The sequence below is a fragment of the Rathayibacter sp. SW19 genome (assembly GCF_030866825.1).
Taxonomy (GTDB): Bacteria; Actinomycetota; Actinomycetes; order Actinomycetales; family Microbacteriaceae; genus Rathayibacter_A; species Rathayibacter_A soli.
The window spans coordinates 1,092,484-1,104,509 of the sequence record NZ_CP133020.1 but is presented as its reverse complement, the minus strand read 5'-3'; the positions used below and the strand labels follow the sequence as shown (position 1 = coordinate 1,104,509).

Sequence of the window (12,026 nt, the reverse complement as noted above, 5' to 3'; positions counted from 1 at the left end):
GGTCGGGTACCCACAGGGAAGCCATCAGTAGTCATTGGATGCATGCACAATTCATGAATCGGGAGTATCCTGACCTTATGAATACGGAAATTATTCAGATTCGCGATGTCCCTGCCGAAGAAGTCGAGACCTTACGTGCACGCGCTGCTTCGCGCCGCATGTCGCTGTCAAGTTACCTTCGGGAGCTGATCCACGACGACACGTCTCGCCCTGCGATGGCGGATGTGCTTGCGCGGATCGGCTCCCGAGCCAGCGTTGAGGCCGCGGGTGAGGACATCCGCACGTTCATTGACGATGGCCGACGGTAATGACGGTCGTCGACGCATCGATCGTCGTGCGGCTACTGCAGAACCGCCACGGAGACCAATTGCTGCGCGACCGGTTCGGCCAGCAGCGTTTCGTGTACGCCCCGGCGCTGATCGATGCCGAGGTGAGTTCAGCGATCCGCGGCCTGCTGCTGACCACGAAACCCACGATCAAGATCGATGTGAAGCGAGCGCAGGAGATGCTCGACGACTTCGCCGACCTACCACTGGTGCGCTACCCGATGCAGCCGTACCAGCGACGGGCTCTGTCACTGCGGAACAACTTCACCGCCTATGACGCGTTCTACGTGGCGTTGTCCGAGTCGCTGGGCATGCCGCTGCTCACCGATGACCGGAAGTACACCACGGCACCCAGCCACACCGCCATCATCGAAACGTGGCACTGATCGTTCAGCTCAACTGGTAAACCGAAGTCCATAACGTCTCCGTTAGCCGAAACCTCTGCGGGCAATCCCGTGCCGGATACTGGGACTCGCGGTGCACTTGAGCGCGAGGTGGCCGCGACACCGGCCATACCGCCGGTGGGATTGCTGTGTTACTCGCTCATCACCGATGCGTGAGCCAGGGTCAGGGGGTGGTGGGTGCGGCATGCGGAGCTGTGCTCGACTGGGGATTCGCATCGAGGCGCTCGGGCTCCGCGGCCACGGCGTTCATCTTGCGTAACACCCTGGCGATGACGTCGAGTTCTTCGGCGCTGCACTCCAACAGAACCTGATTGGTGGTGCGCGCAAGGGGCGCGAACGCGTCTTCCACTTCCGCATCTCGCCTGCCGGTAGATCTGACCAGCACCTTGCGCCGGTCTTTCGTGTCGCGTTCGCGCGTGATGAATCCGGCGGTTTCCAGTCGGTCCAGCGCGGCGGTGACCGCCGAGGTGCTCAGGCCGGTCACCTCGGCCACGCGCCCGGCCGTCACGTTCTTCTCACCACGGCAGAGGTCCAGGCATTTCAGGTCTGTGGGGCCAAGCCCCAGCGATTCTGCGATGCGCTGATGCAGCAGCAGCATGCGTGAACTGTTCTCCCGCATCAGCTGCGAGCATTCCTGCACACGCTGCGCCTGAGCACTTGACATCGGTGGGCTCTCCCGAGAATATAGTTCGATAGACCGAGATATCCGATCAACTGAGATAAACAGCTAGGAGCCATTATGCCTGAACCGGACGAGAATTCACAAGACGTGGGCGATGTCCTCATCGTCGGCGGCGGGCTCGCCGGGTTGTCGGCGGCGATGTTCCTCGCTGTTCACGGGGTCAAAGCGACGCTGGTCGAGCGGCATGAGTCGACTTCTGTTCAACCGCGAGCACGGGGACAGGTGCCGCCCACGATGGAGGCATTGAGAGTCGCCGGTGTGGACCAGAACGTGCTCGACGCCTCGATCGCCGATCGACTGCATGTGGTGATCGCCGAATCACTGGTCGGCCAGGAATATCACGTGATCGTGGGGGATGAGAATCCTGACTTCGGGAGGTTCTCACCCGCGCCATGGGGGCTGGCAAGCCAAGAACGCGTCGAACCCATCCTCGAACGGCGGGCATGGGAGCTCGGTGCGAAGCTTCGCTTCTCGACCCGGCTGGAAAGCGTGGAGGAGCGCCAAGACGACGTTCGGGTGATGCTGCGTGATCTTCACACCGGTGAAGAGGCTGAGAGTCGCTGGCGATTCGTGATCGCTGCGGATGGGCACCGCGGCGCCATCCGGGAACAACTGGACATCGGCTGGCACGGGGCAGGCGATCTCGGCCAGATCAACTGCATTCTCTTCGACGCCGACCTGTCCGGTCCACTGAACGGTCGACGGTTCGCGCTCTATCACCTGCGCGGTGAGCTGCCAGGAGCGACGTTCGTCACAACCGATACCGACGGCCGCTATGCGCTCCACGTCGGCAGCGAAGGAACCAGCCCGTCTGGGACCGAAGCCGAGGACCTGGTTCGCCGGGCGGTAGGCATCCGGGATCTGGACGTGAACGTGATCGATATCGCCCCCTGGACGGTCGCGCTGCGCATTGCCGACCGGTTTGCCACCACCAGGGTTGCGCTCATCGGCGATGCCGCGAAACTCATGCCGCCCACCGGCGGCTTCGGCGGCAACGCCGCCATCCTGGACGCCTACTCGCTGGCCTGGAAACTTGCGGCAATCATTCGCGGCAACGCCGGCATCTCACTGCTGCAGACCCACGATGACGAGCGCCGGCCCTTCGCCGAACTGATCGCATCCCAGCAACTGGCACAGATGACACTACGAACCGGAAACGGGACACAGCCGGCCGCGCCACCGATCGATCCGGCCACGATCCTGTTCGGTTTTCGGTTCCTCCGCGGCGCGTTCGCCCCAGCGGAACCGGGCGACACTGAGGAACCGGGCGACACGGCGGAGCTCGAGGATCCCCGCACCCCGAGCGGAAGACCTGGAACGCGGGCTGCCTTCGTCCGCCTCGACCGCGTCCAGGATCTCACCGACAACAGCGCGCGGAACACCACCGACCTATTCGGCACGGAATTCGTGCTGCTCTGCGGAAACGCAGAGTCAATCCTCACCGCAGAACGGGTCTTCGCCACGGCCGGCCTGCCCATTCGAACGCAACTGATGCACGACACGAACACACCCAGCGATGAGGAACACACCTGGCCGCGCGCGTTCGGGATCCCGCACCAAGGCGCAGTACTGGTGCGCCCCGACGGGATAATCGCCTGGCGAACCAACCAGCAGATCGACGCCGAGAATATCCGGAGCGCCCTGCAAACGACACTCCGCAATCATCCCGGACGTTCGTAGTTGGCGGTCTTCGCAACGGCAGCAAGAATCGCGTCAGCGGCCTCCTCCACAGTTCGGCCGACGTCGATCGCTAACTCGCCCTGACTTTTCAGGCGAGCGCAGACCGTGGACTTGCCAACACCTGAATTGCCGGTCATCGGCACCAATGTCACGGACAAAGCAAAGCTCTCCCGGCACAGGCGATCTGGGCAGTCACGGCCATCTCGCCACTCCTTGACCTCAGTGGATGGGATGAAACCAGATTCTCACACCCAGCTGACACGCCCGCAAGCGAGACCCTCAGCGGGCACTCCCCCGTAATCACTGGGCTCCAAGGCTCGCTTGTGCGCAGGGTGCCCGTGTAGGTGTCCTGACATTGAGCCCGATGACCGGGCGTCAAATGCAACAACCTTTTGGGCGCGACCTGGGCCGCTCATTTCGTTCGCTCCGGTCAGGCGCACGAGTTCTGAAAGTGACGCGATTCTTCGATCTGCCTCAACTTAGATGAGACGAGACGACTCCTCCAGGTAGTCGTCCAGCGCATCCAGCATCGTCTCGGCGGATGCGACGCGCCATTTCGGCTTTTCGGATCGACCGAAGAACGCGCCGCTCTCCGTGAGGATGAGCAGCGTTCCATCCTCTTCAGGCAGGAACTCGAATGTCGCCAACGACACGGAGATGAGCACGTCGTCGAGACCGACCTCGTACGTGCACACGATGCGTTCGTTCGGCACGATGTCGAGGTAGTGCGTCGTCGACGTGCGCATGCGGCCATCGACGTGCCTGCCGCGCTTCAGTTCCTGCCCGCCGGCGCGGAAGTCCAGTTCATAGTGCTCAGCGCGCGCATCCTGGGGCTTGGCAAACCAGGCGCGCTTCACCGCACGGCTCGTGAACGCGGCGAACACCTGGTTCGGCGGTGCCGTGAAGTCGCGCTCGAGCGTGAAGTCCGCGTGCACGATTGTGCGATCCGGCATGATTCGTTCCTCACCCCTGCGGCAGTTCGGTGTCGCCTCATGCCCTATCGTATGGCCGCGGCCTATCGAGTGGCCGCGCCAGCAACGTGACGCCCCACCGGGTGGCGCAGCCGGCCGTCGTGCAGCTCCAGCACGCGATCTGCGCGCTGCATCAACATCGGATCGTGCGTCGTCACCACGGCCGCAACGCCCTCGTCGTGCACGAGCCCAACCAGCAAGTCCATCATCGCGGCCCCGGTCAGAGAGTCCAGTTGACCGGTCGGCTCATCCGCGAAGAGCACGCGCGGTGTGACAGCAAGCGCACGGGCGATGCCCACCCGTTGCTGCTGGCCACCGGAGAGCTCCGACGGTCGCTGCGCCGCGTGCTCCGCGAGGCCCACCCGGTCGAGCAGTTCCGCTACCCGGGCGTCACGCTCCGCCGGCTCCACCTCGAGCAGCCGCAGCGGCAGCTCCACATTCTCCGCTGCGGACAGCACCGGCACCAGACCGAAGGTCTGGAAGATGAAGCCGAGGTCGCGTCTGCGCACCTGAACCAACCGATCTTCGGATGCTGCACTCAACTCGAGCTCACCCAGCCAGACGGTCCCCTCGGTCGGTCTGTCCAGGCCGCCCAGCAGATTCAGCAACGTCGTCTTGCCGCTGCCGGAGCGCCCTCGGATCACCAGCAATTCGCCCGGCGAGACCTGCAGGCTGACGCAGGCCACGGCCGTGATCGGCGCGACGCGGTCGTCGAAGACGCGCGACAGGTTCTCCGCGCGCAACACCGGGCCGAGCGCATCCGTCTCACTCATGGTGTGGCTCCCCCGCAATCGGCTCGGCTTCCGAATCCTGCTCCGGCGACTCCGGCTCGTGCGATTCCGGCCCCGGCTCCGGCGATTCCGGCTCCGCCGATTCGCCTGGCACTGCCCGACCATCCGGCCCCGTTGGCGTCAGTCGTGTCTGACCCGGCCAGACGCCGACGTGATCCGGCTCAAGCGCCAGACGCACCCTGTCGTGCAGCTGCAGCGACGTCAGGTATTCCTGCGGCAATTGGAGCCGCCCGACCCTGTCGATCACCGCGAACTCCTCGGCGACCGTGCGCTGTGCACCGGATTCGTGCTGCTCCGTGCGGCGCAGCACCTCGGTCGAGGTGCGGCCGTCGCGAATCTGCACGGTGCGTCTGACATGCTCGGACACGGTCGGATCGTGCGTGACGATCAGCGTTGTCACGCCCAGCTCGCGGTTCACTCCGCGCATCGCCTCCAACACGTCAGCGGATGTCTTGTCGTCCAGTTCGCCCGTCGGCTCATCCGCAAGCAGAACAGCCGGCTGATTCGCGAGCGCCACCGCGATCGCGACCCTCTGCTGCTCACCGCCGGACAGCCGCGCCGGCGTGCGGTCGGCGCAGTGCCCCACCTCGAGCAGCTCGAGCAGCGCATCCACATCGAGGCGCGCGGCGGCCACGGTGCCTGCGCTGCCCGGCGCGTCGGCCGTGCCCGCGTTGCGCGAGGTGCCGGCGACAGATCGTGCCATTGCGACATTCTCTGCGGCTGTCAGGTACGGCAGCAGGTTGCGCCCCGTCTGCTGCCAGACGAACCCGACGGTGTGCCGCCGGTAGTCGACCCGCTGAGCTCGGCTCAGCGTCAGCAGATTCCTGCCCGCCACGGAAGCCGTGCCTGCCGTCTGGCGATCCAATCCGGAAAGGATGCCGAGCAAGGTCGACTTGCCAGAGCCGGATGCCCCGACGATGGCGACCATCTCACCGCGCTCCACCCGCAGATTCAGACCTTGAAGCGCCTGCACCTCAACGCCATCCGACGCGAAGATGCGCACCAGATCTGAGCAGACGATCGCACTGTCGCCCTCCCGAGCGCCAGCCGCACCTGTCGAATTCGTCGCCTCGGCTGTCATCGCCTATTCGTCCTCTCCCGTTCGCAAGATAGTCGCAACATTCGACCGACGCGCATTGAATGATGCGAACACGGCGACCGCCGCACACAGCACGATGAATCCGCCCACAGCGATCGCCACCAGCGCTGCATCGATCACCACGGTCGGATGCGCGAGTCCGCCCGTGAAAGCGGCGAGATTCAGCGGCGCAAGGATCACCATCGGCAGCACGAGTCCGGCGACGATGCCGCCGATCAGCCCGGCCGTCACGATCGGTGCGATCTCCCACATCACCAACGCTGCAGACTGCCTGGCCGTGAAGCCGAGCGTGCGCAGCATCCCGGTAAATCGGCGACGGTTTGCCGCATTCACAAGCAGCGTGAGCGAGAGTGCGAGCAGGCAGAGCAGCACCGACAGGGCGAGCCCGACCATGAGCATCCCCTGGAGCCCGCCGACGATCGGTGCGCTGCGCGCAACGCCGACCCTGGCTGCGGCCGTCTCCACCGACGTGTTCGCGCCGCCGATCGCCTGCAGGCGCTGGGCGAGCTGCGCCTGATCGGTGCCCGGTTTCACCGTGATGAGCGCCGTCGTCACCGTCGGCGACGGCAGCTCGAACTGTTTCGGCACGGCGTGGGGGTCCAGAAGCACCCACGGTGTCGTGGTGATGAAGTCGCCCGGCACCGCCGTTGGCAAGGCCACCCGAACGGATAGTGGAGTGCCGTCGCCGGTGAGTGTGCCGTCGCGTGACTGCAGGTTGGTGTCCCAACCGCCGAGCAGCATCGGTGCACGCGCGTCGATCGCCCGCCCCATCCCTTCGGGAGTGCGCGCCGAACCGGGCAGATCGCTCTGCAGCCGGGCAAGAGCTGCTGTGTCGGCGATGAGCAGGAACACGGCCTGGGACGACCCGTCCAGGTTCAGCGTCGCGTAACCGGCCTGCGCAACGGTGACGAGAGCGGCGACGCCGGGTATGCTGTGCATCCGCTCGAGTTGGGCAGCGGTCAACTGCGGGGCGCTGACGCTGAGATCCGCTCCGACCTGGCCCCGCGCGGACTGCTCGACGCCGGTCGTTTCCGTTGTGAAGATCGCCGACGAGAAGACGCTGACCGCGACTCCGACGAGCACCGCAAGAACAGGCACCAGCACGGCTGCGGAGGTGCGTTCGCCGCGAATCGCCCCGACGAAGCCGACCGCACCGCGCCGACGGCGCAGCACGGCGGCCACAGCGGCGAGCAGTGCGGGCAGCACACGGATGATGAGGATCGCTACCGCGATGCAGATCAGCAGCGGTGTCGCCACCACCAACGGATCGGCGGCGATACTCCCGACCGTCGGGGTCAGCCCGCGCTGGAACAGCGTCAACGCAGCGACGACTGCAATCGCGACCAACGCCAACTCGATGATCCACCGCCACCGAGCAAAACGCCCGCCGCCCGCAAAGCCGTGGCCGCCCGCAAAGCTACGGGCACGTTCATCGCTCTGACCTCGCGCAAACCGGCGCTCCGCACGCGACTGCGGGCCGCCGAGCACCGCCATGGCCAAGGCGGGCACAATTGCACAGCACGCGGCAAGCAGAAGCGTGAGCGCATCCACCGGTCCCGGCAGCAGGAGCACCGTGACGGCCGCACCGAGCACGGCCGCCGGCAGACTCACCACGAGCGCCTCCAGCCCGAGTGAGCCGCGGATGCGCAGTGCGGACGCCCCTCGGGCGGACAACAGCGCCAGCGCGCTGCGGCGTCGTTCCACGAGCAACTCGATGCCGAGGAACAGCACCGCAAGCGCAACCCCGAGTGGACCCGTGGCAAGGAGAAACAGCAGCGTCTGGGCTGGGCCGGCCGAGGCGACGTAGTCGGACAGGGTGGCGTCTAGTCGCGTGTCGAAGCGCAGCGGCACGGCAGCGCCCGGCGGGGGCGGTGCCGCGACGAACCGGGCCAGCTGGCCTTGCACTTGACCGACCGTCGATGCGGTGAACGCTGAACTGTTCACGCCATACCAGCCGTAGGTGTTCGCGCCGACCTGATAAACGAGTTGGTGCCATTGTGCTGGGGCGACCCAGCCGATCGCGGTCAATTTGAACCCGCGGTCTCCGAGATTTTCCAAAGCGGCACTGGCCCGAAGCGGTTCGCGCTGCCAGAAATCAGCAGCCAAATGAGGCGTGATCGTGCCGACCAGCGTCACAGTGCCGACCGGTTGCAATCCGCCGAGCCGGATCCGCCGGGTCTCACCCAGCTTCCAGCCCATCGCCGTCGCCGTCCCGCCGGTCATGACAAACTCAACGGCTGTGTCATCCTGGCCGGCAGTGGTCGCTCGCGGCCAGCGCCCTGACGACAGTGTCGAGGCCTGTTCCAAACCGGCGTAGCCCTCCAGCTGCACGTTGTACGCATAGTTGAACCGCGGCCCGGACGTACTGAGCGGCGTGCTGCGCGTTGCCGCATCCCCAGCTATCAGCACGTTTTTCAGGGGCACGGGCATCGATGCCCGCTGCGCCGCGAGTTGCTGGGTCACGATCTGGGTCACAGTCGGCTGGCGCAGGAGGTCGCCTGTCACCTGACCGCGATACGGATACGTCGTCACGGTCGTCTCCACGTCCCGTGAAACGGGTGACGTGACAGACACCCGATGCTGCAGGTCGCTGGTCAACAAGGTGGCGACCGCACGCGGCCATGCCGTCACGGCGACGGTCGCGACCAGCACGACGACGCCGAGCGCGATCAGTCCGCCCCGAAATGCGGCCGCTTGTTTGAGCTGCAATCGCGGGCCGGATGCCTCGCGCCGCCTCACAGCGTCGCCTCCCGGTATTCGGTGTCCCCGGCTTGTCTGCCGACTGCTCCCGAGTACGCGAGAACCACCCCGGCGATCGCCGCGATGACGACCAGATAGCCGACGGAAAGCAGGAGAGGATCGACGGCCGGCTGAACCGGCAACGCCGCTGGGGCTGTCACGACGGCGAGCTGGGTCAATGTCGGAACCACTAGGAACGCCACGGCGGTGCCCGTCGCGACCCCGATCACGGCTGCGATGGTCGCGATGACCGCCAGTTCGCCGCCGCGTGAGCGACGCTGCTGTCTCGCCGAGAAGCCGAGCGCGCGAAACACCGCCACCTCCGGCCGGCGCCGACGGGAGAGCGCGGTCGTTGCTGCTGCCAGCGCGATCATCGCGAGGGCGACACAGCCCGTGCAGCCCAGCCACAGCGCCAGGGTTGCTGCGCCCAGGAACCGTTCGACGAAGGACGTGTCCGGCAACGTGATGACCGCGCTCGGACCTGCAACCGCCGACACGGCGGGGAGCGTCTGCTGCGGGTTTTTCGTAGCAATCCAGATTTCGTTCGCGGCGGCCGGTGCCGCTGTGGTGCGCAGCAGGGCGTCCTGAAGCGTTGGCAGATCGAACAATGCTGCCTCTGAGTGCTCCCCGGGAACAACCGGCACGATCTTCGCGACGGTTGCCGCCGCCGCCCACCAGCCGCCGTCGAGCGACACGCTGTCCCCGACCGACAGGCCATTGGCGCGCGCGAGTGCGCCTGTCACCACGATCGAGGGCCGGTGCGCCGCACCCGGCATCAACCGCACTGTGCTGCCGAGGGGCGCGGCAGCATTCGTCACTGTGAGTCCGATGCCCATCGTTGCTCCGCGAGCAGCCGAATCCGTGCTGAACGCATCCGGTGCCACATTCCAGCCGTGTGCGTCGGAGACGCGCACCGGCATCGGGCCTGGGTCCTGCGCTGTTGCACCGGTGAGGGTCCACCGATAGTGGTCGCCGGCGACTCCTCCGCTGAATGCAGCGTCGACGGCGACTGCGCGCCACGGGCCGCCGGTGGGCAGCTTCACCGGCTTCGTCTGAACGGTGGCGGCGGCATCCGACAGGGCACTGAGCGGGGTGGTCGGGTAGGCGATGGGCAGGACTGTGCCGTCGGCATCCGCAAGCCACACCGTGACTGCCACCGTGCGGAGCGGCGCATCGCCATCCGACGGCGCGATCGACGGCGCAACTGCCGGTGCGACAGGCGACGCGACTGCCGCCGAGTAGGCAATCGACAGCGACCGGGAGCTGCGTGGCAAGGCGATGCCGGGCATCGCGGGGGCGGACACGGCGAGCGCCGAGCGGATGCCGTCGGCCCCGATCACGCCTCCGTCCGGCGTCAACGCCTCCCCCAACTGCGCGACAGGAACCGCCACGACCGGCGCCGTTCCTGTGCCGAGGACGGCGCTTGCGCGTATGGCCGGTATAGCGGCCGTGACGCCGCGCAGGGAGGCGTAGGAGGCGGTATCCGCTGCGTTGTCGAGGCCGAGCATCGGTGCGGCCGTTCCGATTGATACGCGCAGCTCGCCTGCGTTGACCACCTGAGCCGCAGTACTGCGGTACGCAGACCAGGTTCCGACGAACCCCGCGGCGAGAGTCGTCGTGCCGATTGTCAGGATGATCAGGGCCACCGGGGCGACGAAGAAAGCTAGCCCCCGGCCGACCTGACGCACCGGCAGCGCCAGCATCACGCCGGAGCCGCCCGACACCCCGTTCTCCAACCGGCGGGCGAGCGGAGCGAAGACGGTCAAACCAACCAGCACGGCGGCGAGCAACGCCAGGGCGGGCGCGATGATCCCTGTCGTGTCGATGGCGCCGCCAGTTCCGCTCGAATCGCCGAATTGCAGGAAGCGCCACAGGGCAAAGGCTGCCGCAATCACGATAAGCACGGTGACGCCGAGCGATGACGCCGACCGGATGCGCCCGGCATCGCGCGCGAGTCCGAGACTGCCGCGCACACTCGCACCGACGACGCTGAGTTGCACGATCACGGCGCTGAGCACGATCAGAACCGGTGGTGTCACCAGCACCGCTGGGCTCGGCAGCGATCCGGTTCGCCAGGCGAGGACCGCCGCTGCCCCGGCAACCCCAACCAACGCTCCGACCGCCGCGACGATCCCGGACTCCGACAGGGCAGCACCCAGCAACCTTGCTGAGGTCGCGCCACGCGCGCGCAGCAGCGTTGTCTCGGATTCACGCGTATCGGCCAGCAGCCTCGCCAGCAGGATCAACGCCAGCACCACGGCAACCGCGAGCACAGCGATCGGAAGAGAAACGACAGCGCCGAGCGAAGCCAGCGACGTCGTCATGCCGCGCGCGGTCTGCCCGCCGTCGCCCGTCACCGTCACGATGGTCGATGACACGGAGCTGTTGGCACCGAGCGCGCCCGACAGTGAACCGAATCCGTGAACCAGCTGCGGAAGCTGCGCCGGGGTGAGAGCGGCGGCATCCAGCGTTACGACCCAGCGCACGGCAGGAGTCGCATCCAGGTGCCCGAGGGCATCCGGGGCGACGATCAGCGGGCCGACCGCGGCACCCGAGCGTCCCGTGACAACCTGTCGGTCGTCGAACCAGAGCGGGTCGGCCGCGTCGGCGGCCCGCCAGGTTGCCGCGACGCGCAACTGCAAGGCTCCGTTGTCCGACGGGATATCGACGGTGTCACCGATCTTCAACCCCAGCAATTCCGCGGCACTCGTCTGCACGGCAACCGGGTACGCCACGGCGCCGGCCTGCCGCGCGGTCCCCCGCTGCTGAGCAGCCTGCTGCTGAACTCCTTGCTGCCCAGTTGCCTGCTGTGCAGTTGTCGGCTGTGCGGTTGTCGGCTGTGCGGTTGTCGGCTGTGCGCTGACCGGCCACTTGCCGGCGATGACGTGGATTTGGTCGCGTACGGCTGCGGCGTCTTCGAGGAGGATGGCGGTGGTCGGCGAAGCGGTGGTCGGCGCAGATGCGGTCGGCGCAGATGCGGTCGGCGCAGATGCGGTCGGCGCAGATGCGCCCGTACGTGCCAGGGCCAGGGTGACGGGTGCAGTGGCGACGCTGCGATACACGTGCACGTCCACACCGCGCAACTCGTGCGCGATCACCGCACGAGCGGCCGCATCCTGGGCGGACGCGTCCGTGCCCAACGTGGTCTCCGCCCGAATGCCGACGGACGACACCGGCCCGGTTGCAATGGTTGCGCGCACGGCCGGGCGCTCGGACTGCAGAGCAAAACCGACGATCGAGACCAAGAGAAATGTGGCAACGACACAGGTTGCCGCCGTCGCCGCCAGCAACCCTCGCCGAGCGATAGAGCGACGCAGCCAGAGAGCCACACCGC

At 66.8% G+C, this 12,026-nt stretch carries 10 protein-coding genes; 3 read left to right on the top strand and 7 right to left on the bottom strand.

The window, feature by feature from the left end; all coding sequences use genetic code 11:
* The first annotated feature begins 77 nt into the window (after window positions 1-77).
* Entirely contained in the window at window positions 78-308 is a 231-nt protein-coding gene (locus tag QU604_RS05000; RefSeq protein WP_308467693.1) for a hypothetical protein, read from the top strand.
* On the top strand, window positions 308-712 hold the full coding sequence (locus QU604_RS04995) for a type II toxin-antitoxin system VapC family toxin (protein ID WP_308467692.1): 405 nt from the start codon (window positions 308-310) through the stop codon (window positions 710-712). Before QU604_RS05000 ends, QU604_RS04995 begins: the two co-directional genes overlap by 1 nt.
* A gap of 181 nt (window positions 713-893) precedes the next feature.
* On the opposite strand, the gene QU604_RS04990 is transcribed toward QU604_RS04995, so the two are convergent.
* A complete protein-coding gene (locus QU604_RS04990; protein WP_308467691.1) occupies window positions 894-1,328 on the bottom strand; it encodes a MarR family winged helix-turn-helix transcriptional regulator in 435 nt (144 codons plus the stop codon).
* Between the two features lie 141 nt (window positions 1,329-1,469).
* Between QU604_RS04990 and QU604_RS04985 the strand changes: the two genes are divergently transcribed.
* Window positions 1,470-3,092, top strand: a complete 1,623-nt coding sequence (locus tag QU604_RS04985; RefSeq protein WP_308467690.1) for an FAD-dependent oxidoreductase — start codon at window positions 1,470-1,472, stop codon at window positions 3,090-3,092.
* On the opposite strand, the gene QU604_RS04980 is transcribed toward QU604_RS04985, so the two are convergent.
* The 6 genes from QU604_RS04980 to QU604_RS04955 all read right to left on the bottom strand — a co-directional run bounded on the left by QU604_RS04980 (window position 3,074) and on the right by QU604_RS04955 (window position 12,021).
* Window positions 3,074-3,229: a hypothetical protein gene (locus QU604_RS04980; RefSeq protein ID WP_308467689.1), complete on the bottom strand. Its 156-nt coding sequence runs from the start codon at window positions 3,227-3,229 to the stop codon at window positions 3,074-3,076. The genes QU604_RS04985 and QU604_RS04980 overlap by 19 nt on opposite strands.
* 342 nt (window positions 3,230-3,571) lie before the next feature.
* Window positions 3,572-4,045, bottom strand: coding sequence for an SRPBCC domain-containing protein (locus QU604_RS04975; protein ID WP_308467688.1), 474 nt, complete (start codon window positions 4,043-4,045; stop codon window positions 3,572-3,574).
* A 62-nt stretch (window positions 4,046-4,107) separates the two neighbouring features.
* Window positions 4,108-4,836 carry an ABC transporter ATP-binding protein gene (locus QU604_RS04970; RefSeq protein ID WP_308467687.1) on the bottom strand — a complete coding sequence of 243 codons (729 nt, stop codon included), beginning with the start codon at window positions 4,834-4,836 and terminating at the stop codon, window positions 4,108-4,110.
* Window positions 4,829-5,935 carry an ABC transporter ATP-binding protein gene (locus tag QU604_RS04965; RefSeq protein ID WP_308467686.1) on the bottom strand — a complete coding sequence of 369 codons (1,107 nt, stop codon included), beginning with the start codon at window positions 5,933-5,935 and terminating at the stop codon, window positions 4,829-4,831. The genes QU604_RS04970 and QU604_RS04965 overlap by 8 nt, the downstream gene beginning before the upstream one ends.
* Before the next feature lie 3 nt (window positions 5,936-5,938).
* Window positions 5,939-8,692: an FtsX-like permease family protein gene (locus tag QU604_RS04960; RefSeq protein WP_308467685.1), complete on the bottom strand. Its 2,754-nt coding sequence runs from the start codon at window positions 8,690-8,692 to the stop codon at window positions 5,939-5,941.
* Complete coding sequence (locus tag QU604_RS04955; protein ID WP_308467684.1) at window positions 8,689-12,021, bottom strand: FtsX-like permease family protein; 3,333 nt, start codon at window positions 12,019-12,021, stop codon at window positions 8,689-8,691. Before QU604_RS04955 ends, QU604_RS04960 begins: the two co-directional genes overlap by 4 nt.
* Between the last annotated feature and the right edge of the window lie 5 nt (window positions 12,022-12,026).

Bases quoted from the DNA above. Each gene is read 5' to 3' on its own strand.
- QU604_RS05000 (WP_308467693.1), top strand. From the start codon at position 78: ATGAATACGGAAATTATTCAGATTCGCGATGTCCCTGCCGAAGAAGTC.
- QU604_RS04995 (WP_308467692.1), top strand. From the start codon at position 308: ATGACGGTCGTCGACGCATCGATCGTCGTGCGGCTACTGCAGAACCGC.
- QU604_RS04990 (WP_308467691.1), bottom strand. From the start codon at position 1,328: ATGCTGCTGCTGCATCAGCGCATCGCAGAATCGCTGGGGCTTGGCCCC.
- QU604_RS04985 (WP_308467690.1), top strand. From the start codon at position 1,470: ATGCCTGAACCGGACGAGAATTCACAAGACGTGGGCGATGTCCTCATC.
- QU604_RS04980 (WP_308467689.1), bottom strand. From the start codon at position 3,229: ATGACCGGCAATTCAGGTGTTGGCAAGTCCACGGTCTGCGCTCGCCTG.
- QU604_RS04975 (WP_308467688.1), bottom strand. From the start codon at position 4,045: ATGCCGGATCGCACAATCGTGCACGCGGACTTCACGCTCGAGCGCGAC.
- QU604_RS04970 (WP_308467687.1), bottom strand. From the start codon at position 4,836: ATGAGTGAGACGGATGCGCTCGGCCCGGTGTTGCGCGCGGAGAACCTG.
- QU604_RS04965 (WP_308467686.1), bottom strand. From the start codon at position 5,935: ATGACAGCCGAGGCGACGAATTCGACAGGTGCGGCTGGCGCTCGGGAG.